Source organism: Arthrobacter sp. TJ-58 (assembly GCF_058269295.1).
Genome location: NZ_JBZCNM010000003.1, coordinates 420,815 through 442,808, shown reverse-complemented (window position 1 = coordinate 442,808; position 21,994 = coordinate 420,815). Strand labels below are relative to the sequence as shown.

At 65.1% G+C, this 21,994-nt stretch carries 20 protein-coding genes; 10 read left to right on the top strand and 10 right to left on the bottom strand.

The features are described from left to right. Position 1: 1 nt before the first annotated feature. Positions 2–802, top strand: a complete 801-nt coding sequence (locus AC4D2W_RS12380) for a purine-nucleoside phosphorylase (RefSeq protein WP_490927205.1) — start codon at positions 2–4, stop codon at positions 800–802. 53 nt (positions 803–855) lie between these two features. Then, on the top strand, positions 856–2,616 hold the full coding sequence (locus AC4D2W_RS12375) for a phospho-sugar mutase (RefSeq protein ID WP_490927204.1): 1,761 nt from the start codon (positions 856–858) through the stop codon (positions 2,614–2,616). A gap of 24 nt (positions 2,617–2,640) precedes the next feature. Here the strand turns inward: AC4D2W_RS12375 and AC4D2W_RS12370 are convergent, their stop codons facing one another. From AC4D2W_RS12370 to AC4D2W_RS12360, 3 genes are all read right to left on the bottom strand, one after another. After that, the gene (locus tag AC4D2W_RS12370) at positions 2,641–4,206 is read right to left on the bottom strand and encodes a putative bifunctional diguanylate cyclase/phosphodiesterase (RefSeq protein ID WP_490927203.1); all 1,566 of its coding nucleotides are present in this window, start codon (positions 4,204–4,206) and stop codon (positions 2,641–2,643) included. After that, complete coding sequence (locus tag AC4D2W_RS12365) at positions 4,199–4,636, bottom strand: SpoIIAA family protein (RefSeq protein WP_490927202.1); 438 nt, start codon at positions 4,634–4,636, stop codon at positions 4,199–4,201. The genes AC4D2W_RS12370 and AC4D2W_RS12365 overlap by 8 nt, the downstream gene beginning before the upstream one ends. Before the next feature lie 102 nt (positions 4,637–4,738). Beyond that, positions 4,739–5,779, bottom strand: coding sequence for a hypothetical protein (locus AC4D2W_RS12360; protein ID WP_490927201.1), 1,041 nt, complete (start codon positions 5,777–5,779; stop codon positions 4,739–4,741). Positions 5,780–5,998: 219 nt separating this feature from the next. Between AC4D2W_RS12360 and AC4D2W_RS12355 the strand changes: the two genes are divergently transcribed. From AC4D2W_RS12355 to AC4D2W_RS12345, 3 genes are all read left to right on the top strand, one after another. Further along, complete coding sequence (locus AC4D2W_RS12355; protein ID WP_490927200.1) at positions 5,999–6,139, top strand: hypothetical protein; 141 nt, start codon at positions 5,999–6,001, stop codon at positions 6,137–6,139. Between the two features lie 110 nt (positions 6,140–6,249). Then, the gene (gene deoC / locus AC4D2W_RS12350; RefSeq protein ID WP_490927199.1) at positions 6,250–6,924 is read left to right on the top strand and encodes a deoxyribose-phosphate aldolase; all 675 of its coding nucleotides are present in this window, start codon (positions 6,250–6,252) and stop codon (positions 6,922–6,924) included. A 39-nt stretch (positions 6,925–6,963) separates the two neighbouring features. Further along, complete coding sequence (locus AC4D2W_RS12345) at positions 6,964–7,215, top strand: hypothetical protein (protein WP_490927198.1); 252 nt, start codon at positions 6,964–6,966, stop codon at positions 7,213–7,215. Between the two features lie 98 nt (positions 7,216–7,313). On the opposite strand, the gene mfd is transcribed toward AC4D2W_RS12345, so the two are convergent. Further along, complete coding sequence (gene mfd, locus AC4D2W_RS12340) at positions 7,314–10,943, bottom strand: transcription-repair coupling factor (protein WP_490927197.1); 3,630 nt, start codon at positions 10,941–10,943, stop codon at positions 7,314–7,316. Positions 10,944–11,555: 612 nt separating this feature from the next. Between mfd and AC4D2W_RS12335 the strand changes: the two genes are divergently transcribed. Next, positions 11,556–13,148 (top strand): carboxylesterase/lipase family protein, encoded by a 1,593-nt coding sequence (locus tag AC4D2W_RS12335; RefSeq protein WP_490927196.1) that lies wholly within the window; start codon positions 11,556–11,558, stop codon positions 13,146–13,148. A 200-nt stretch (positions 13,149–13,348) separates the two neighbouring features. Here AC4D2W_RS12335 and AC4D2W_RS12330 read toward each other — a convergent pair whose 3' ends face one another. Both AC4D2W_RS12330 and AC4D2W_RS12325 read right to left on the bottom strand, forming a co-directional pair. After that, positions 13,349–13,477 (bottom strand): hypothetical protein, encoded by a 129-nt coding sequence (locus AC4D2W_RS12330; RefSeq protein WP_490927195.1) that lies wholly within the window; start codon positions 13,475–13,477, stop codon positions 13,349–13,351. 122 nt (positions 13,478–13,599) lie between these two features. Then, the gene (locus tag AC4D2W_RS12325) at positions 13,600–15,315 is read right to left on the bottom strand and encodes a M28 family peptidase (RefSeq protein ID WP_490927194.1); all 1,716 of its coding nucleotides are present in this window, start codon (positions 15,313–15,315) and stop codon (positions 13,600–13,602) included. Between the two features lie 339 nt (positions 15,316–15,654). Between AC4D2W_RS12325 and AC4D2W_RS12320 the strand changes: the two genes are divergently transcribed. From AC4D2W_RS12320 to nhaA, 4 genes are all read left to right on the top strand, one after another. Then, a complete protein-coding gene (locus AC4D2W_RS12320; protein ID WP_490927193.1) occupies positions 15,655–16,383 on the top strand; it encodes a hypothetical protein in 729 nt (242 codons plus the stop codon). Positions 16,384–16,529: 146 nt separating this feature from the next. Beyond that, entirely contained in the window at positions 16,530–17,027 is a 498-nt protein-coding gene (locus AC4D2W_RS12315) for a DUF2505 domain-containing protein (RefSeq protein ID WP_490927192.1), read from the top strand. A gap of 12 nt (positions 17,028–17,039) precedes the next feature. Continuing rightward, positions 17,040–17,273: an SCO4848 family membrane protein gene (locus tag AC4D2W_RS12310; RefSeq protein ID WP_490927191.1), complete on the top strand. Its 234-nt coding sequence runs from the start codon at positions 17,040–17,042 to the stop codon at positions 17,271–17,273. Positions 17,274–17,342: 69 nt separating this feature from the next. Then, entirely contained in the window at positions 17,343–18,752 is a 1,410-nt protein-coding gene (nhaA, locus tag AC4D2W_RS12305; protein ID WP_490927190.1) for a Na+/H+ antiporter NhaA, read from the top strand. A 25-nt stretch (positions 18,753–18,777) separates the two neighbouring features. On the opposite strand, the gene AC4D2W_RS12300 is transcribed toward nhaA, so the two are convergent. From AC4D2W_RS12300 to AC4D2W_RS12285, 4 genes are all read right to left on the bottom strand, one after another. Further along, positions 18,778–19,641, bottom strand: coding sequence for a hypothetical protein (locus tag AC4D2W_RS12300; protein ID WP_490927189.1), 864 nt, complete (start codon positions 19,639–19,641; stop codon positions 18,778–18,780). A gap of 139 nt (positions 19,642–19,780) precedes the next feature. Further along, a complete protein-coding gene (locus AC4D2W_RS12295) occupies positions 19,781–20,302 on the bottom strand; it encodes a hypothetical protein (RefSeq protein WP_490927188.1) in 522 nt (173 codons plus the stop codon). After that, positions 20,295–21,233 (bottom strand): hypothetical protein, encoded by a 939-nt coding sequence (locus tag AC4D2W_RS12290; protein WP_490927187.1) that lies wholly within the window; start codon positions 21,231–21,233, stop codon positions 20,295–20,297. Before AC4D2W_RS12290 ends, AC4D2W_RS12295 begins: the two co-directional genes overlap by 8 nt. Continuing rightward, on the bottom strand, positions 21,233–21,982 hold the full coding sequence (locus tag AC4D2W_RS12285) for a signal peptidase I (protein WP_490927186.1): 750 nt from the start codon (positions 21,980–21,982) through the stop codon (positions 21,233–21,235). The genes AC4D2W_RS12290 and AC4D2W_RS12285 overlap by 1 nt, the downstream gene beginning before the upstream one ends. Positions 21,983–21,994: the final 12 nt, after the last annotated feature.

The following is a 21,994-nucleotide window of genomic DNA, read 5'->3' as shown; positions in this document are numbered from 1 at the left end:
GGTGAACAATGATCCTTTTGAACTAGCCCAGCAGGCCGCCACGTACATTGCCGAGAAAACCGGCGTGCCCAGCCACGACATTGCCCTGGTCCTCGGCAGCGGCTGGGGTGAGGCCGCCGACCTGATCGGCGAAACCACCGCCACCCTCGACGCGAGCGAAATCCCCGGCTTCTCCGCCCCGGCCGTGCAGGGCCACGTGGGCACCATCCGCTCCGTCCTCACCCCCTCCGGCAAGCGCGCCCTGGTCCTGGGTGCCCGCACCCATTACTACGAGGGCAAGGGTGTCCGCGCCGTCGTCCACGGCGTGCGCACCGCAGCCGCTGCAGGCGCCAAGGTGATGGTCCTGACCAACGGCTGCGGCGGCTTGAACCCCAGCTGGAAGCCCGGCACCCCGGTCCTGATCAGCGACCACCTGAACCTCACGGCAACCTCCCCGCTCGAAGGCGCCACGTTCGTGGACCTGACGGACCTGTACTCCTCCCGCCTGCGGGATCTGGCCCGCACCGTGGACCCCACCCTGGATGAGGGCGTCTACGCCCAGTTCACCGGCCCGCATTACGAAACCCCGGCCGAGGTCCGGTACGCCAAGACCATCGGCGCCGATCTGGTGGGCATGTCCACCGCCCTCGAGGCCATTGCCGCCCGGCACGCCGGCATGGAGGTTTTCGGCATTTCCCTGGTCACCAACCTGGCCGCCGGCATCAGCGATGAGCCGCTCAGCCACGCCGAGGTCCTGGAATCCGGAGCAGCCGCCGGCCCCCGGATCTCCCGGCTGCTGGCAGACATCATCGGCAAGCTCTAACGCAGCTGCCTCTTCCGCACATCCCGAACTACCCCGATCCGTAGGTATTCCCCATGACGCTAAACCCCACTGAGCTCGCCGAGCTCGTGACCGCCGCCAAGAGCTGGGCGGATGAAGATCCCGATGAGGCCACGGCCGCCGAGCTGCGGACCCTGCTCGCAGCCCTGAGCACCGATGCCCCCGCAGCGGCAGCGGCCGCCGAGGAGCTGGCAGACCGCTTCGCCGGAACCCTGGAGTTCGGCACCGCCGGCCTGCGTGCCGCACTCGGTGCCGGGCCGCGCCGGATGAACCGCGTGGTGGTGCGCCGCACCGCCGCCGGAATTGCTTCCTTCCTGCAGGACGCTTCCGGCGACAAGTACACGCCCAGCGCCGTGATCGGCTACGACGCACGGCACAACTCCCATGCCTTCGCCCTGGAGACCGCTGCCGTGTTCAGCGCCGCCGGGATCGAAACCTTCCTGCTCCCCTGCACGCTTCCGACGCCGGTGCTCGCCTACGCGGTCCGCGCCCTGGACACCGACGCCGGTGTCATGGTTACCGCCAGCCACAACCCGGCAGCGGACAACGGCTACAAGGTTTACCTGGGCGGACGGACGGTGAAGGGCCCGGGCAAGGGGGCGCAGATTGTTGCACCCTACGACGCCGAAATTGCCTCGCGCATCAACTACGACGTGCCGCTGGACAGCATCGAGACGGCGCCCGAAGGCTGGACCGATGTCTCCGAATCCATCGTCGCGGACTACACCAGCGTGGTGGACCGGCTGGTGGCCCAGGAGCACTATCCGGAGCGGGACCTGAAGATTGTCCTGACCTCGCTGCACGGCGTGGGCGGCGCAACCATGAAGGCGGCCCTGAAGGGCGGCGGTTTCTACAGCGTCATCCCCGTGGCTGCCCAGGCCGAGCCGGACCCGGACTTCCCTACGGTCGCGTTCCCCAATCCCGAGGAGCCCGGCGCCCTGGACATGGCACTGGAAACCGCCGTCGAGCACAACGCAGACCTGGTGATCGCCAATGATCCCGACGCCGACCGCGTGGCAATTGCCGCAAAGAATCCGGCCGACGGGCAGTGGCGGATGCTGCGCGGAGATGAGGTTGGTGCCCTGCTGGGCGCTCACCTGACCCGCCGCATCAAGTCCGGCCACTGGAAGGTCCGCGGGGACAAGGCGCGCTCCGGCGTCGTCTTCGCGAACTCCATTGTGTCCTCCCGCCTGCTGGCCCGCATCGCCGAGGACGCCGGGTTTGCTCATGTGGAAACACTTACCGGATTCAAGTGGATCTCCCGCGTGCCGCAGCTGACCTACGGGTACGAGGAGGCGCTGGGCTACTGCGTGGCTCCGGGCCTGGTGCGGGACAAGGACGGCATTTCCGCCGGCCTGCTGCTGGCCGAGCTGGCCGCAGCGCTGAAGGCCAAGGGGCGCACCCTCTTTGACGAGCTGGATGACCTGGCGGTGCAGCACGGCCTGCACCTGACGGACCAGCTCTCCATCCGGGTGGAGAACCTGGACCTGATCGGGACCATGATGAACCGGCTGCGCTGGCACAAGCCCGCGTCTCTGGGCGGCTCGCCGGTGGATTCCGCCGTCGACCTGGCGGTGGGCACCGCAGACCTGCCGCCCACCGACGGCATGCTCTACCTGACCTCGGACAACACCCGCGTCATCATCCGGCCCTCCGGCACCGAGCCCAAGCTCAAGTGCTACCTCGAGGTGATTGTGCCGGTGGACGCCGCCGCGGACCTTCCGGCCGCGCGCGAGCAGGGACGGGCCCGGCTGGATGCGGTCCTCGCCGATGTGAAGACCGCCCTCGGGCTGTAGCTTCGCGGGCCGCCGGCTGTTCCTTCAGGGAAGGGCGCCGGCGGCTTTCGGAAGTACGACGGCGGCAGCGGGCAGGGCGCGGCCCTCCCGCAGCAGGGCGGTCACCTGATCTGCCGGGACCGGCCTGCTGAAGTAATAGCCCTGCCCGCTGCAGCAGCCCATTTTCTGCAGCCGGCGGGCCTGCTCCGCGGTTTCAATGCCTTCAAAGACCGCTTCCATTCCGGCGGCGCGGATCAGGTGGTGCACGGCGTCGACAAACCGCAGCTGGCCGTCGTCGTCGTCGATGTCCGCAATGAGTGTCCGGTCCACCTTCACGGTGTCCACGGGAAGCCGCCGCAGGTAGCTGATCGAGGAATAACCCGTGCCGAAATCGTCAATCGCCAGGCTCACGCCCAGCGCCTGCAGAGACCTCAGCGAGTAGGTCTCCACGTCACCTCCGGAGATGAAGGCACTTTCAGTAATCTCCAGGACGAGTTCACCGGCCTGCGATCCGGTTTCCCGCAGGGTCCCGCGGACGAAGTCCACCAGATCCATGCTCTGAAGTTCCGCTGCGGCCAGGTTGACCCGCAGGAGGAACTTCTCCCCCGCAGGGACGAGCGGCCGCCAGCGGGCATGGTGTTCCAGGGCGGCGCGCAGCACCCACCGGCCAATGCTGACAATCAGCCCCGTCTCCTCAGCCAACGGGATAAAGGCATCCGGCATGACCTGCCCGCGCGTGGGGTGGTTCCACCGCACCAAGGCCTCAACACCCTGCATCCGTCCGGTCGCGAGATCCACCACGGGCTGGTATTCCAGGAAGAATTCACCATTGGGCACGGCCCGGCGAAGCTCCTGCGCCATATCCCGGCGCAGCTGCCTGCTGTACAGCATCACCGGTTCAAACACCTTGATCCGCCGGTGCACGTCTTCCTTCGCCGCATACATTGCGGTGTCAGCGCGCAGCAGAATTCCGCCGGCATCCTCAAGGGGAGCGGCCAGATGAATGCCGATACTCGCCCGCGGCCACAGGTCCACGTCATCCACCAGGATGTGCCGGTTCAGGGCCTCCGTAATTGTTGCTGCCGCTTTCCGGGCCTGCTGCACCGTGGACACCGGCAGCAGCACGGCAAACTCATCTCCGCCCAAGCGGGCGACGAAGGTCCCGGCGCCCGCTGCCTCCACCAGCCGGCCGGCGATTTCGATCAGCACCAGATCCCCGGCGTGGTGGCCGAAGCTGTCATTGATGTCCTTGAAGTTGTCCAGGTCGATCATCAGGATCGCCGGGCCGGGCTCCCCGTCCTTTCGCTCGCGAACTGCCGCTTCTAGTTTCTGGTGCAGGGAAGAACGGTTGCCGGCCCCGGTGAGCGGGTCCGCCATAGCCATCTGCTGCATGGTCAGATGTGCTTCCTGCAGCTCACGGGTCCGCACCTCCACCCGCTGTTCAAAGTCGGCATAGACCTCGTTGAGTTCCCCGGCCAGCAGGTTGATGCCCGTGATCACGGCGTCCACCTGGTCCCGGGCCGGAGACACCGGAATGTACGTGTTGAGGTCCCCGGAGGCCATGCGGATGATGCCTTCAACAACCTGGCTCAGCCGGTCATCTTCAGCCACAGGCAATGTTTGTCTTTCTCTTCAGCCAGGCCAGGGCCTCCTGCTCGGTTGAAAAGTAGCGGGTGGGGCAGGGTTCGGCCATTCCGCCGAGGCGGAAGTTCGCGATGACCCGGTCTACCGGTGTGACGCCGAGAACGGCAACAGCGGCCAAAAAACCCGCAGCGCTGAAAATGCTGCGGGCTTCCCGGGTGACAGCCTCCACCCCGGTCAGCACCAGCAGCAGCGGAACCTTCCGTGAACCTGCCAGCCTGGCCAGCTCTGCGGAGGCGGCCTCCGCCATTGCTCCGGTGACCACTCCCCCGGGCGGCAGCATGAGGACAAGATGTCCTTCCGGTGCCATGCGGACGCTGATCGCTGCGGTGTGCAAAAACGTTGAGCCGTCCGGAAAGTCGCTCCCCACTTCATATTCCGTAGATCTTTGCTGTGCCATGCTTCCCCCCAGAAGCGTCACGACATTTCTGCACACTGACTCCGCAGCATCCCGTTCCGCGCTTAGACCAAATCCCTGCTTTTGCTGCCCCCGGACTACTGCTTAGGCTGTTGCTGAAGTGCCGGTAATGCTCTCGATAAGGTCGCGGGCCTCGATCGCCCTGCGCCGTGCACCAAGCCCGATAAAGACCTTTTCGGAATGAGCTGCTGATGCCAAGGCTTCATCATCCCGCCCGAGGTCATGCAGTGCAAGAGCCGCGACGTATTCAACCTCGGCGAGTGTATGTTCAGGCAGCAAATCCCGGTGCTCAAGAATTCGCTCAGCCATTACTGCTCCCGCCGCGGCCTCACCCGTAGCAGTTAGCCAATGCGCACGAGCAGTGGAAATCTCCAGTTCAAGGAGAGGACTACCTCCGGTAACCGAGTTGGCAAGCTCGGCACGTTCAATACATTCCAGGGTTTCCTGGTCCACAATGCCTGCAGTGAGACGGGCCTGCGCTGATCCCTTGTTAAAGAACGCCCACGTATTAACATCATTATCCGGAGCGAGATTTTCAGCAGCAAGTTTATGATAACGGACACCGTTTTCAGGATCGTCGTTGAGGAAAGCAACGTTGCCAACTGCCCAGTACGCCTTGCCCGCCATCAACTGATCGTCCTGCGAGGCGACGATTTCGGCCATCCTTAAGGCATAGCTCCATGCCTCGCCTGCCTGGTCGCTTTCCGCAAGGGCGGCAACGAGCCCGTGCAGCATTTCAAGTTCTTCGACTACGTCCAGTGTTACACCGGTGAGATCGATAGCGGCGGCCTCCTGCGCCACAACGAGCGATTCGCTGATGTGGCCCAGGGTTTCCAGTGCCCTGGAATACAGCGCCTTGGCCCGGGCCATCAGCGCCGGGTCATCCCGCACCGAGGGGTTTTCCGCGAGCTCCTTGGCGCTGGCCGCGAATTCCTGCAGCAACCCCAGCTCCATCTGGCATTCCGCAAGGAGGAATGTCATTCTCCAGTACCCTGTGACGTCATCCTTGACCAGGGCTTTCGAAGCGGCCTCAGTAGCGTGCGCCAAAGCATCCTTGTATTCCCGGCGGTCCCAGTGCAGACGCGCGCGGTATTCGTTCAACATTTGATCGACAGAGTTGTCCAATTCCCAGTGCACCCTTACTACGCGCTCAACCCCGGTGGTTCTTTCTGCCCATACACTACTCCAGATCGGCATTGGCAAGGTCCCTGCCAGCCTCAGCTCTGTTCTTCCTGCGGTGCGGTCTAAAAAAAGTGCAGAATAATATCCCCGAGGTCTCGTTTTTTACAGTCCTATCGGCGATGCTTATCTCTGTTGTTATTAACCACTACTTGGAGGAACCAAATGAAGAAGTTCGGATCCGTTGTGCTGCTTGCCGCAAGCATTGCAGTTGTTGGCGCCGCAGCTCCTGCTTCGGCAGCAGAGCTCAATTCCGCTCCGTCCGTGGTAAAGCCGCAGACGATGTTTCCGGTCAATTTCCTGTAGGGAAAATTCGGCAGCAACCGTATGGCCGGGCGTCGTCGTTAGACGATTCCCGGCCATACGTTTATCCGGCACCGAAAACGGCAATGCACCCCTGTGGCAAGATAGAGGGCATGTCTAATGCCATTGCCTCTTATATCGACCACACGCTCCTCAAGCCCGAAGCGAGCCGTGAAGACATCCTGAAAGTCTGCGCCGAAGCAGCCGAATACGGATTCAAGTCTGTCTGCGTCAACCCCCTGTGGGTTGGCACCGTGCGCAATGCGCTCAAGGGCAGCGGCGTGCTGACCTGCTCGGTCATCGGTTTCCCCCTGGGTGCCACCACCACCGAGGTGAAGGTCTTCGAAGCCCGCGGTGCACTGCAGGACGGCGCGGATGAGATCGATATGGTCATCGACATCGCCGCAGCCCGCCGCGGAGACCGCGAAACGCTGGTCCGGGACATCGCCGCCGTCGCCGATGAGGTCCACACCGGCGGAGGAATCCTCAAGGTCATCATCGAGACCTCCCTGCTCACGGACGAGCAGAAGGTCCTCGCCTGCGAAGCAGCCGTGGAAGCCGGCGCCGATTTCGTAAAGACCTCCACCGGATTCAACGGCGGCGGAGCCACTGCTGAGGACGTCGCCCTCATGCGCCGGACGGTCGGACCGGACCTGGGAGTAAAGGCATCCGGAGGTGTCCGCTCGCGCGAAGATGCGCAGGCTATGATCGACGCCGGAGCCACGCGTATCGGAGCAAGCTCAGGTATCGCTATTGTTAACGGTGGGAACGCCGCGTCGGACTACTGATCCGCCGGCTACTGAACACTTTGTGAAACGGAGAAAACCATGGCAGGAACACGGGTCAAGCAGCCCACGCACTCGGGTGAAGGGCACCTTGGCAGCAACCTGGTCAGCTTTATCATCTACCTGGCGATCTTCCTCGTCGGCCTGTACTCGCTGACCTGGCTGAGCCTGGACAACGTCTGGCCGATGGCTATCTGCCTGGGTCTGTGCACGCTGGCTTACTTTGTGCCGTTTGTCACGGGACGCTCCGACACGGCCAAGGTTCTGGCCGAGGGCCGGGCTGCAGGCAAGTAGCAGCACCCCTTAAACAACATCTGCACGCAGCCGGTCCGGCTGCGTGCAGATCTGTTTAACGGACGGGGTCCCTCATATCCGGGCCCCGTCCGGCAGGGTCACTCCTTGAAGACCGCGTCCACCACCTGCTGCGCCCAGGCCAGGATCTCGGCGTCCACCAGGTCCCGGCCGCCAATCCGCGCGGTCTTCGGCTTGGGCACCAGCACGGCGTTCAGCGCCGGCTTCACCTGGGCGCCGGGGTACATCCGCTGCAGGCGCATCACGCGGGATTCGGGCAGGTTTCCGGGGGCAAACTTGATGAAGTTGCCCTGCAGCGCCACGTCCGTGAGGCCCGCCTCGCGCGCTCCCACCCGGAACCGGGCCACATCAATCAGGTTCTTCACGGCCAGCGGCGGCTCGCCGTAACGGTCCACCAGCTCTGCCAGCACCTCGTCGATCGCCTCGTACGTCACCGCGGAGGCCAGCTTGCGGTAGGCCTCGAGCCGCAGCCGCTCCCCCGGCACGTAATCGTGCGGCAGGTGCGCATTGACCGGCAGTTCGATCTTCATTTCGGCGGCCTTTTCCTCGGCCTCCCCGCGGTAATCCGCCACGGCCTCGCCCACCAGCCGGATGTACAGGTCAAAGCCGACGCCGGCAATATGCCCCGACTGTTCCCCGCCGAGCAGGTTGCCCGCCCCGCGGATCTCCAGGTCCTTCATGGCCAGCTGCATGCCGGCGCCGAGCTCGTTGTGCGTGGCCACGGCCTTGAGCCGTTCCAGCGCCACCTCGCCCAGCGGCTTTTCCGACGGATACAGGAAGTACGCGTACGCACGTTCCCGGCCGCGGCCCACGCGTCCGCGCAGCTGGTGCAGCTGGGACAGGCCAAAGTGGTCCGCCCGGTCCACAATCAGGGTGTTGGCGTTGGAGATGTCCAGGCCGGTTTCAATGATGGTGGTGCACACGAGCACGTCGAAGCGCTTTTCCCAGAAGTCCACGATGATCTGCTCGAGCTTGGATTCGCTCATCTGCCCGTGCGCGACGGCGATGCGCGCCTCCGGGACCAGCTCCTGCAGGTGCGCGGCGGTGCGGTCGATCGAGGAGACCCGGTTGTGCACAAAGAACACCTGGCCTTCGCGCATCAGCTCGCGCCGGATGGCGGCCGAGGCCTGCCGGTCCGTGTACGGGCCCACGTAGGTGAGCACCGGATGCCGCTCCTCCGGCGGGGTGGCCAGCGTGGAGGTTTCCCGGATGCCGGTCAGCGACATTTCCAAGGTGCGCGGAATCGGCGTCGCACTCATCGCCAGCACGTCCACGTTGGTGCGCATCTTCTTCAGCGCTTCCTTGTGCTCCACGCCAAAGCGCTGTTCCTCATCCACAATCACCAGGCCCAGGTCCTTGAACTGCACTTCCTGCGAGAGCAGCCGGTGCGTTCCGATCACCACGTCCACTGAGCCATTCTTCACGCCCTCAATGGTTTCCTTGGCCTGCTTGGCGGTCTGGAAACGGGACAGCGATTCCACCCGCACCGGGAAACCGGAGAAGCGTTCGCCGAAGGTTTCCATGTGCTGCTGGGCCAGCAGCGTGGTGGGCACCAGCACCGCCACCTGCTTGCCGTCCTGCACGGCCTTGAACGCGGCGCGCACCGCAATCTCAGTTTTGCCGTAGCCCACGTCACCGGAGACCAGCCGGTCCATGGGAACTTCCTTCTCCATGTCCGCTTTGACCTCGTTGATGGTGGTCAGCTGGTCCGGGGTTTCCACGTACGGGAAGGCTTCTTCCAGCTCGCGCTGCCACGGGGTGTCCTTCGCGAACGCGTGCCCCTTGGACGCCATCCGCGCGGAGTAGAGCCGGATCAGCTCGCCGGCAATTTCCTTGACGGCCTTGCGCGCCCGGGACTTGGTCTTGGCCCAGTCGGAGCCGCCCATCTTGGACAGCACCGGGGTTTCCCCGCCCACGTAGCGGGTGATCTGGTCCAGCTGGTCGGTCGGCACAAACAGGCGGTCCCCGGGGGCCCCGCGCTTGGCCGGAGCATATTCGAGCACCAGGTACTCGCGCACGGTCTTGTTCTGCCCGGCGCCGGTGGCCCGCTGGATGAGTTCCACGAACCGGCCCACACCGTGCTGCTCGTGCACCACAAAGTCGCCCTCGTGCAGCTGCAGGGGGTCGACGGCGTTGCGCCGTTTGGAGGGCATCTTGCGCATGTCGCGGGTGGAGTAGGCGCTGGCCCGGCCCAGCAGATCCGCTTCGGTCAGCAGTCCGGTCTTGAGCCCGTCAAAGACGTAGCCGCGCCCGGCGCTGGCGGTGGTGATGGAGATGATGCCCGGCGCCGGCTCGGTGTCCAGGGACTCGGTCAGCGCGGCCGGAATGTCATTGTCGCGGAACAGCTCGGCCAGGCGGGAGGCCGGGCCGGGGCCTTCGGTGACGACGACGACGCGCCAGGCATCGCGGACGCGGGAGCCGATGAACTCCATCATTTCCGCCACGTCGCCCTGGTAACCGCGGGGTTCGCGGGCGTTGATGGTCAGGGTGTCGATGTCCAGGACGGTTTCATCGTCCGGATTGAAGGAGGTGATGGACCACCAGCCCACCGAGTTGGCCAGGGCTGCGGAGCGGGTATCGGCCAGGGACCGGAAGCTCGCTGCCTCCAGGTCCGCGCTGATGCCGGCGGACAGATCCAGGGGTGCGGCACCGCCGTCGGACGCTGTGGCCCAGGCGGCGGCGAGGAATTCCTCGTTCGTGGCAGCCAGGTCATGGGCGCGGGCGCGGACCTTTTCGGGTTCAATCACCACGGACAGGGAGCCCGTGGGCAGCTGGCCCATCAGCGGCACCATTTCATCCACCAGCACCGGAGCCAGGGATTCCATGCCCTCCACGGCGATGCCGCCGGCAATCTTTTCCAGCATGTCCGCCGCGGCGGGCATCTGGGACTGCAGCTTCGCGGCGCGGCTCATCACCGACGGCGTGATCAGGATTTCGCGGCAGGGCGGGGCATAGAGCTCGGTGGGCTGGGTGATGTGCGGTCCGGTGAGGGTGCGCTGGTCGGCGACGGCGAACGAGCGCATCGAGTCCACCTCGTCGCCGAAGAAGTCAACGCGGATCGGATGGTCCTCGGTGGGCGGGAAGACGTCCAGAATGCCGCCGCGGACGGCAAATTCGCCGCGGTGGGAGACCATGTCCACGCGGGCATAGGCGGCCGCGGAGAGTGCCTTGACGACGTCGTTGAACGGACGCTCCTCCCCCACCTTCAGCGTCACCGGCTGCAGATCACCGAGTCCGGCAACCAGCGGCTGGACGACGGCGCGCACCGGCGCCACGATCACGGAGATGGGATGGCCTTCGGGATGGGCCAGCCGGCGCAGGACGGACAGGCGCCGGCCCACCGTGTCCGAGCGGGGCGAAAGGCGCTCATGCGGCAGGGTTTCCCACGACGGGAATTCCTCGATGCCGGCCAGCGGCAGATAGGAGCGCAGCGCGGCGGCCAGGTCCTCGGCCTCACGGCCGGTGGCCGTCACGGCGAGCACCACGGGAGGTGCGGCCGCAGCGTCGGCAAGGGCGCCGTCGTCGGCCGCGTCCTTGGCTGCTTCGGCGAGCCCGTCCACCATTTCCGCCAGCAGCGCCGCCCGCATTCCCTGCGGGGCGCCGATCTGCAGGTCTTCGCTGCGGCGTTCGGGGGTGCGCGAGGCGAGGGTTCGCACCCGTGCGTAGGACGGGTCTTCGGCCAGGGCGGCGCGCAGTCCGTTCAGGCTCATGGGGAGGGGCTCCTTGACGTGAAACAACGCAAATAACCCGAAGTTCACTGAGGAACCCCGGGGCTTTTGTTCCAGACTACCCGCTGGGCCGGGGCGGTTCGGGCCTCGTCCGCTGCAGGCTGAGAGCCGGTGCAGCCGCTTCAGCGAGTCCTGTCCGGCCGCCGAGTGTCGAGCTCCTGCGGCTTACCCCCCGCCGAGTGTAGAGCTCCTGCCGGAATCCGCTCCTCAAAGCGGCATGAGCGCAGCAATGGATGTTCCGATGCGCCACTATCTCGACACTCAGGGCACCGCTTCCGGACTCTAGCCCCCGATGACGGGCATTAGTAGAGAAACACGAGCGCCCACATTGTTTATCGCGCAATCATGCCTCGCGAGCGAAAAAACGCTTGCCCGCCCTGAATCCGCCCTCAATACTCGGCGAACGCAGCGTTCACTCGCACCACTAAAACTGCAGTCCGGAACGCTGATGGACCGGAAGTTCAGGAACGGCAATGGTGCCCGCTTTGGGCCTTGCCGCCTATAAGTGAGGTTCCAATGATCAAAAGCAGAAGAACGCGGCCCTGGCTGGCCGCTGGAATTGCCGCGGCCCTATCCTTCACAGGCGTTGCATCCGTGACAGGTGCGGTCGCCAACTCGCCGGGGTACGAAGATTCGGATTACGCGGATTCGGACTACGGCGATGCGCAGTCCGGATCGGGATACCGGGGCCAGTACCCTGTGGTGTCCACAACCAACGGCGCTGTGAAAGGCGTTGCGACGTCGATGGTGACGTCCTATAAAGGCATCCCCTATGCGGCGCCCCCGGTCGGGGATCTGCGTTGGAAAGCTCCGGCACCGGCCGCACCATGGGACGGGGTGCTCGACGCCACGCAGTTTGGCGGTTCCTGCACCCAGGGCACCGGATGGGACCCGGGCTATGACCAGCCGACCCTGAATGAGGACTGCCTGTACCTCAACGTCTACAGCCCCAGCGAGCCGTCCTCCAAGAAGCTCCCGGTGTTCGTGTGGAACCACGGCGGAGGCAACGTTGCCGGCGCGGGGCGTGACACCGACCCCACGAAGTTCATCACCAAGACTGAGGCCGTCTACGTCACCATCAACTACCGCGTCGGAGCCATGGGCTGGTTGGATACAGCCGGGCTGGAGGCTGACAACCCCGACGGTGCGGCCGGCAACTTCGGTCTTCTTGACCAGCAGGCGGCGCTCAAGTGGGTCCGGGAGAACATCCGAAAGTTCGGCGGAGACCCTCGAAACGTCACCCTGGCCGGTCAGTCTGCGGGCGCCTCGAACACCTGCGCCCAGATGGCTTCGCCCGGAGCCAAGGGCCTCTTTGACCGGGCCATCCTGCAGAGCGGCGGATGCTCGGCCCGGACACCGGAGGCAGCGCGCCAGTCCGGTGCCTCGTTCGCGACGGCGATCGGCTGCCCCGATCCGGCCACGGAGCTGGCCTGCCTGCGGAGCAAGACTCCTGCCGAGGTACTCGCTGCACAGACGGCAGCTCGGCAGAGCGGACCCGTCTACGGAAACGCCGTTCTCCCGAAAGATCCGCTGGAACTGCTGAAGGCCCGCAAGCTCACCGACCTTCCGGTCATTGTGGGCGGCACAGCCGACGAGTCGCAGCAGAGCGTCTTTGGCGCTTACGACTACGTCAACAATCCGATCACCGCGGAGATGCTCGCGGACCTGATCTCCACCACCTATCCGGCCGATGCGGCTGCCGTGGCCGCCGCGTACCCCGCCGCCAACTATGCCTCCCCCACCGTCGCTTGGGGAGACATCCAAAGTGACCAGCGCGCGTGCCGTGACCAGACCCTGCGGGACCGGCTGGGTGCGGACACCAGGACCTACGCCTACGAGTTCGCAGAGAAGAACGGTCCGGCGTTCACCTCTATTTGGCGCCTGGGCACGGATTACCCGTTTGGTGCCACGCACGTCAATGACCTTGGCTACCTGTGGGACTATCTCGGAACGGCTCTCCCGTTCAGCAGCGAACAGGTGCAGCTCTCGGACCAGATGATCAGCTACTGGTCCAGCTTCGCCGAGGACGGACGCCCCGACGTGAAGTACGCGCCGCGGTGGCCCAAGTACCGCCCGCAGGGAAACCTGCTGCAGTTCGCCGCTCCCAGCGCCCAGGTTGTCAGCCACTCGACAATCGATGCGGAACACGGATGCGACCTGTGGGACCGGGTAAGCCCGGCTCCCTGACCCATCTCCGGAAGCCCAGCTCGACAGAACCGCCGCCCGTCTCATGACGGGCGGCGGTTCTGTGCCGGGGGTGAGGCTCCGGAAAAAAGTCTGCGCCGAGTGTAGAGCTCCTGCGGCCTACCCCCGCTGACCCCCGCCGAGTGTAGAGCTCCTGCCAGAATGCGCTCGTCAAAGCGGCATGAGCGCAGCAATGGATGTTCCTATGCGTCACTATCTCGACACTCGACGACGACGGCGGCGACGACGACGACGGCGGCGGCGACGGCGACGGCGACGGCGACGAGAGGTTGATCCTCCGGCAGCCGTGCAGAACAGACAGAAGTACCCAAAGGAAAAGACGTACAAAAGGAAGGGCGGAAGGCCCCTGACTCCGGCCTCCCGCCCTTCCCGGCACCCGGGCTACATTCGGCCCGGCACCCTTACATCACTGCTTCATCACAGCATCACTGCGTTACTTCACTGCTTCGTTGCCGCGGTACTGCATGTCAACGCCGGACGGTGCCACCCGCTGCTGCTTCACGTCCTCACCGCCGCGCAGATCCGCGTCCGTCCGCGCGAAGGTCAGCACGGAATGCGCCACCGCGTCGGCCATCTGATCCAGTCCGCGGCGGTTGATGTTCCCGAGGTCATCACATTCCTGGTGGTAGCAGGAGTCATAGGCCTCTCCCGCCGTGCCGCCAAACACGGCGGCTTCCTCGTCGGTCTTGATGCCTTCGGCACCGCTGAACAAGCCACCCGCCGGAATACCGTTTTGGATGAACGCCGAGTAGTCGGAGCGTCCGCTGAACTCAGTGGGTGCCGAGGCCAGCTGCTGCCCCGAGAAATACTCCTCGAAGATGCGCTCAATCTCATCCGAACCCACCGGCCGCGGAGCGTCACTGTCGGGGAATGCAGAGCCGTCACCGTCGTAGACAAAACGAACCAGGTTCGGCGAACCCAGCATGTCGAAGTTCAGGTTCGCGAGGGTGCCGTCCAGTCCGGCCTGATCGAGCTGCGACACGTAATGGTTGGAGCCCACCAGTCCGTTCTCTTCTCCGCCCCAGAAGGCAAAGCGGACCCGGTTTTGCAGCGGGTGCCGTTTAGTGGATTCGGCAAGCTGGATGGCGGTTTCCAAGATGGCGGCGCTGCCGCTGCCGTTGTCATTGATCCCGGATCCTGCCGGGACGGAATCCAGGTGTGCGCCGACGACGACGGTGCGGGCCGCGTTTCCGCGGGGTGTGTCGGCCAGAATGTTGAACGAGTTGGTGGTCCGCAGGTTCGAGTCAACGGTGATCCGCAGCTGTGCGCCCTCGGCGGCGGCCAGCGCCTCCCCCAGAGCGGTAGTGGCGCCGACAACGGGGATGGTTGACACCTCATCCTCACCCACCCCGTCGCTCAAGGTGCCGTTGAGCAGCCCGCTGCGGTCCGCCCCCGGTGCATCACCCATATTGAAGATCACGACGCCGGATGCGCCTGCCGCTGCTGCGTTGAGCGCTTTAATCTCAAAGGAGCAGGTCCCGCGCTGGATCAGCGCAATGTCGCCGGAGGCAAAGCCGGCGAAGTCTTCAGCCTCGCAGCCCGAGGTGTTGACCGTCCGGTCTCCGGTGAGGATGAGGTCCACCGGGGTGACAGCCGCCGTGACATCCCCCGCGCCGGAGTAGCTCATGGTGGCGAAGTCGGTTCCCGCAGTGTAGACCGTGGGCGTTGGCGCGGTCTGCTCCAGGGCTTCGCTGTTCAATTCGAACTGGTCATAGGTGAAATCCTGCCGCACCGGCTTGTATCCCGCCCGCCGCAGCTGGTCCTCAATGTACTGGCCGGATGCCTCATAGCCGGGCGTCCCGTCGGCCCGGTTGCCGTCGTTGGCATCGGCGGCGTCCTGCAGTCCCTCCAGATGGTCAAAGACATTGTGAAGCGTGACCTTGGCGCGCAGTTTTTCGCTCTCATCCTTCACAGGCTTGACCGGTTTCCCTGGTTTTCCGGGCTTTCCCGGCTTCCAGGGATGGCCCGGCTTGCCCGGATGGCGGCCCTTGCCGCTGTCCGTGGCAGCGGAAGTGCCGTCCGCAGCGGTGCCGTCCGTCACCGTGGTGCGGGCTGCTCCGGACTCGGCGAACACCGGCCCGGCGGTTCCGGCGGTCAGGACAACAGCGGCTGCGAGCGCAGTTCCGCGGAGAATACGTGGTGTTTTCATGCTTCCCCTCATGGGTGCGAGTGATTTCCGTGCCGGCGGTGCGTGAACAGCCACCGGGTTCCGGCCCCTCCCCAGGAAGCCGTGCCGCAGACGGTAAGGCACGGAACCGTGTCCGGGAAGCGAAAACCCGGCAACCGGGCCGCACTTGGGCAAAAAACCCTCCTCCCGCCGTCGTACCTGTTCTCAACGGCGACGGCGGCGGCTAGGTTGGGGAGTTTTGCCCGGGCATCGCCCGCCGGCACCCAATGCGCGGCAGTGTTCTGGTGTTTCATTCCCTGCCCTGCCACGCTGGAATGGCACGGGCACACGTCGGATCCCAACATACGTAAGGACTGCCCCATGGCACGCAAAGCCTTCCTCCTGGCCAGCGCACTTCTCCTGTCCCTGTTCGCCCTGGCCGGCTGCAATGACAATGAATCCGGGGGCGGCTCGTACTCGGCCGACAATGAAGAGGCAACCTCAACGGCCAGTCCGGAGCCCTCGGGCGGGGACACGGCGGCGGCCTGTGCGTCTGCTTCTCCGGGGAGCGCGGCGCAGGAAAGCTGCGAGGCGCAGGGCATCCCGGGAGTGACCGAGGACCCCAACCGCTGCGGCACCACCACCCCCAGCCCCATTGCCAGCGGCATCATCCAGGGCACGTTCGGCACCTACTGCGAGAACGCCATCGCCAGCACCTACGACACCTCCTTCGTGCCCGACGGCGCTGACACCACCATCACGGTCAATGACACCGAAGCGAACACCACGCTGGAGATGATCGTGCGCGGCTTCGCGCCGAACACGGAATTCACCGCCGAGCTGCATCAGAAGCTGTGCGGCCCCAATCCCTCCGATGCCGGCGAGGAATACGAGGACACCCGGAACGAGGACTCGGATGACCTGAGCTTGGACTTCACCACCGACCGCGACGGCGGCTCCACCGCCAGCGTCACCGTGCCGTGGGTCCTGCCCGACGACGGCATTGGCCGCTCGCTGCTGATCACCCTCGACGACGACGAGACCGCCAGCGCGAGCCCGGACGCGTCGGATGACGACCGCGCCGTGGCCTGCGTGAGCCTGGAACGCTAGCGGTTCCGGGCCGCGCCGGTACCCAGGTGAGAACGGACCGTTTCGGAGCTGGGGACCGCCGCAGATTAGGATGATTGCGGGCCGGTTGAGCTGTGCGCACCTGCGCACCGCACGCCGGCAAAGCGACTTACCTATCTGGAGGACCCATGGCCCTGAACGCCTCGACCACCCTGCCCCACGACGTCCGCACCGTCACCGACACGTTCACCAATGAGGACTTCCTGCGCAGCGTCAGCGAACACGTTGGCGGCTCCCTGGTCTCGGCCACCGTGGACGGCGACACCGCCGGGGCATTTGTCCTGACCGCAGTGCGCACCCTGCCCACCGACCGGCTGCCGGACATGGCCAAGAAGTTCGTGGGCGCCACGCTCACCGTCACGCAGAAGGAACACTGGGCGGCTCCGGCGGCCGACGGTTCCCGGGAGGCCTCCGTTGACCTCTCCGTGGGCGGTGTTCCGCTGAAGGTTTCCGCCACCCAGCGCCTGGTGCCCCTGAACGGGGGAACCCGCGTGGACGTGGACGGCAAGGTCAGCTCCTCCATTCCGTTCCTGGGCGACAAGATCGCCAAGTCCGCCGAGCCCATGATCGGCAAGGCCCTGACCATCCAGGCCGGCCAGGCCGGCAAATGGATCGAAAACCGCTAGGACCGCGCAGCAATGGACAACAGCTTTGCCCTGCCCACCGCACTTTCCGTCATCCTCATCATCGCCGGGCTGTGGAGCCTGGTCGTCTGGCCGCCGTACCTGGTTGAGGCCTACAAGAGCCCGAAGGCCCGCGACGAGAAGGGTGCCCCCACCCGGTACCTGACCGTGAACCTGATGAAGGTCACCACGTCCATGGTCTTTGGCCTGGTCACCGTCATCGTGGGTTTCCGCGCCCTGATCGGCTGACGCCCGTGGGCTAACCGCCCCGGATGGTGCCAGACTTCGGATATCCCGTTTTTCTGTCCGAGGAGCTCCATGGCACCGGATCCGCAGAATACCCCCGCCGGCCGGCCCGTGCCGCGCCGGCCGGGCGGCACGGTCCTGGCCCGCTCCAGCTATCCGGAGCTCCTGCGCATCGGCGAGATCCTGCGCAAGGAAACCGTGGGCGGGGTGCTCCTGCTGATCGCCACGGTGGCCGCCCTGGTCTGGGCCAACTCCCCGGCGTCGGACTCCTACTTTGCCGTCCGCGACTTTGAGTTCGGCTACGAACCCTGGCACCTGCGGCTCAGCGTCGGCGCCTGGGCCGCGGACGGCCTGCTGGCCATCTTCTTCTTCCTGGTGGGGCTGGAACTCAAGCGCGAGTTCGTGGCCGGAGACCTGCGCCAGATCAGCAAGGCGATCGTGCCGGTGGCCGCGGCAGCGGGCGGCGTCGTCGTTCCCGCCCTGATCTATACGGCCGTCAACCTCGCCACCGGCACGGACGCGCTGCGCGGCTGGGCCATTCCCACCGCCACCGACATTGCCTTTGCCCTGGCGGTGCTCGCGGTGATCAGTTCCCACCTGCCCTCGGCGCTGCGGATCTTCCTGCTGACCCTGGCGGTGGTGGATGACCTGATTGCCATCACAATCATCGCGTTCTTCTATTCCGAAGACGTGCATCTGCTCTACCTGCTGATCATGCTCGCCCCGCTGGCCCTGTTCCTGTTTCTGGCGCAGACCAAGCGGCGGTTCTTCGCCACCCGTCCCGCGGCGGCCTGGCTGATCCTGCTGCCGGTCGGGGTGGCCGTGTGGGCACTGATGCATGCCTCCGGCGTGCACGCCACCGTCGCCGGAGTGCTGCTGGGCTTCTGCATCCCGGTGCTGCGCCGCGGCCCGGACGGCACACCGGTGCTGCCGCAGCCGGGCAAGCCGGGCCTGGCCGAAATCTTCGAGCACCGCTTCCGGCCGGTCTCCACCGGTTTTGCGGTGCCGGTGTTCGCGTTCTTTTCCGCCGGCGTGGCGATCGGCGGCGTCAGCGGGCTGGGTTCGGCGCTGACCGATCCGGTGGCACTGGGAATTGTGGCCGGACTGGTGGCCGGCAAGCCGCTGGGCATTCTGGCCACCACCTGGGCCATCACCGCCGCCACCCGCGCCCGGCTGGACTCCACCGTGAAATGGATCGACCTGCTGGGCATCGGCATCCTCGCCGGCATCGGCTTCACCGTGTCACTGCTGGTCAATGACCTCAGCTTCGATCCGGGCAGCGTGCACAACGACCACGCGAAGGTGGCGATCCTGACGGCGTCGGTGACCGCAGCGGTGCTGGCCGCGGTCCTGCTGCGGATCCGCAACCGGCGTTACCGGCTCGTGGAGGCACAGGAGACGGCGGATGCGGACCGGGACGGGATTCCGGACGTTTACGACGACGACGGCGACGGCGACAAAGGGGGCGTTAGCGGGCGCTAGCCCGGACGGTGCCCTGCACCGGTCATCACCAGCACTGGTGGCTGTTGGCTCCCAGTTGGTAGGTCAGATATCGCGGATCGCCTGCCAGCGCCCCGTTCAGGGGCTGGACTCGGATGGTGTACCGACTCAGATAAGGTGCGCTGCCGGGGACGGGCTTGGGCATCAGCATGCTGAAGGTCGCGCTGCCTGCGGTGACAACCTGTTCTCCGCCGTAGCCGGAACCGTTTTGCGCCGTCATGGTGACCAGATAGTTTTTGGCCCCGCTGGAAGCGGACCAGGTAAACCGGGCCTGGACGTAGTCCGTGCCGGAGTCGAACGGGGGCAGGTCACAGGATGGCTGGATATCGCCCAGCGGTGCTGCGCCGGTTGGATCACTGTAGTAGCAGTTGTTGCTCTTGTAATGCTCATACTCGTAAGTGAAGTAGAGCGGGTCTCCTGCAACCGTGCCGTTCATGGGCATCACGCGAACCGTGTACTTGGTGTAGAACGGCGAGGAGCTGCCTACAGGCTTCCCGTCCTGGTCAGAGGGAAGCCGTCCAAACCGAAAGTTGGCTTGGGTTGCATTGACGGTCTGGGTCTGGTCGTATTTCGCCGCCGTGCTCCTTACCGTGACGACGTAGCTGGTGGCTGCTGCGGCGGGGCTCCAGCCGAACCGGACGTCCGCAAAGCTGTTGGGGCGCATCTCCAGATCGCTGAGGACCGCCGCGCAGGTGGGAGCGGAAGGCGTTGTCGGCCGCGGCGCCAGCACGGGGGTGGCCGTTACCGGCGAGGTTCCCGCCGGGACCTCCGAACGGGTGGTTCCGGTGATGGCAACCGATGTGGACTGGCTCCAGTAGGCGTAGGCAATGGTGCTGCCCGCGCCCAGCACCACGGTCAGGACAAAGGCCACAGCCGCGGTCCGGAAGCCGGGGAGGGCACGCAGCCGCTGAAACAGGCGGCGGCGGTTGTCCGGCGGCGGCGGTGGTCCCGGCTCATTGGCAGAAATGGTTCTTCCTCAATTTCGTGCAGTTCTACGGGTGCGGCCAGGACTAGGACCTGCAGGGAAAGCCTGCAATTCCCAGGTTCTGGTATCCCATCATTACAGGAGTGCTGGGTTCAGAAGAAAACAACAGGTCCGCAGGCGTAATGCGCACTGTTGCAGTTGATGGAGATCGGACAAGGGCCGTTTGAACAGTCACGGTCAGTGGATATTCGCGAAAGGAATAACCCAGCTCGTCCTTTAGATCGAGGTGATACGGCTCAACCCGGACAGCTCCCCGGGGAAGCGCGTACGATAGCGGGCTGCTCAAAAGCTTGGAGTCAAAGGTGACGATGTAACGCGCTTCCGGATCGATCCCGGCAGTGTTCGGCCATTCAATCCGGTTGACGAAGCTTGATTGGCACCTGACATCTGTAGGAACAGGGGTTTGCGGCCGCGTTGTCTGTCCGGAAATACTCACGCTGGCCTGCTGACTCCAGTAGGCAAATGCGGCTGTGCCGCCAGTTCCCAGTACAACGGTCAGGACAAAGGCCACTGCGGCGGCCCGCAGTCCCGGAAGCTTTCTACTCATCCAACTGCCGCTTCCGGAAACGAAGAACCACAGCAGCAGTCAGCAGCACGGACATGGCTATCAGGAGCGTGCCCTGCAGCGTCCGAATAATTGGTTCCACCGTGCTCTGGAAACCCGCCGGGATAATGGCGGCTTGGGGATTCTGCTCGGCCTGACCGCCTGCCTGCGGCGGGTTGGCTTCAAATGGCGCGTTGGCTTGACCGCCGCTATCAGCGCGTTCGGGCAGAGCTGCCGGGAAGACGCTGTTAGGTGCTGGCTGCGGAGTCCCGCGTGTTCCTTGCAGGGCTGCGACTTCTGAAGGCTTGCCCGCTGCCATCGGATCGGGGTTATTGGCGGTTGTTCCTGATTCGTCCGGCGGCTGCGTGGGATTCCCCAGAGCAGCACAGGCAGTCCGGGATACAGCGTCCATGGATTCCAGCAAGAAGACAACGTCGAAATCCGCCGAGCGGTTCATCGTGTCATTCGGAGCATCCACAGCCAGGTCGAGGACCAGTCGCATCTCACGTTCTTCCCCAGGCTTGAGTTCCCAGGCATCCTGCAGATCGGTGCAGCTGCCGGGGCCGCCAAGCGAAGCGCGGGGCGAAAGGCCGGTTTCCTCACCGGTTCGAAGACCCAGATAGTTGTTCATCTCCGGATCAGAGCGGACGACGACGGCGGCCGAGGACAGCGCCGCGGGTTCCGCACTGTTGTTGCGGACCCAGACCGTGGCGCTGCTCGTGGCCCCGGGAACGTAGACAACGGCTTCATTGAAGAGGGGGCCGGCGATCGACGGTGCGTAGGTCACGCCGTCTAGGCTGAACTCCAGGTAATCGCCGGCTGCGAAAGCACCGGGCGCTCCGGCCAGGGACACCACCGTGCCGACAACACCGGCAACAGATGCTCCGACCAAATTCCGGCGCCATCCCGCAGCGGGTGCTGTGTGCCGGCTCATCAGACGGTCGCGTGCTTCCGGGCCTCAATGCGGTGTGCATGGTTGTTCCGGACACCCCGAGCATCGTCGTGATCGCAGCCGTCGCAGTCCGTCAGGATGGAATCGTCGTGGCGGGGCGCGCTGCCGGCGCCTTCGGCCGGGCCGAAGTCCGGGAAAACAAACGGGTCATTATCGTTGCCGCGGCTGTCTTCATCCGATTCGCCCTCGTTGCGCTTCTTGGCCAGTGCGCCGCGGACAAGAGCAATCACGCCGTATCCCATGAGGGCCACGGCGCCCCACTGGGCCATGGCACCGCGGTCAGAATTTCCGAGGCTGTTGGCTACAAAACCTACGTAGGGAACGGCGTAGAAGAGCTTTCCCTTGATCTGGACCTGACGGACGGGCAGCGCGTCATCCACATCGTTGTTATCGCCCTTGGTGGTGTACACCGTTTCGCCGCTCTGCTCCGTACTGACCGACGTGATCCGGTGGCTGATAACGGCGGGTGCGCCGGAATCGATCTGGTAGGTGATGATGTCGCCGACGCTGAGCTCATTGAACGGGATGGGTTTGACTACCAGGAACGTACCGGGTGCATACTTCGGGGCCATGGAGCTGGTGAGGACGCTGTATGTCTGTGATCCGGTGGCCATGGGGATGACAACCAGGATCAGGGCAGCCAGAGCGGCAAGGCAGAGGGCAACGTAGCTCACGCAGGTGCCGATGAAGCTCAGGGGGCTGGTGGCTTCTGCTTTCCTGCGAGCGCTCATGGTTTTTTCCTT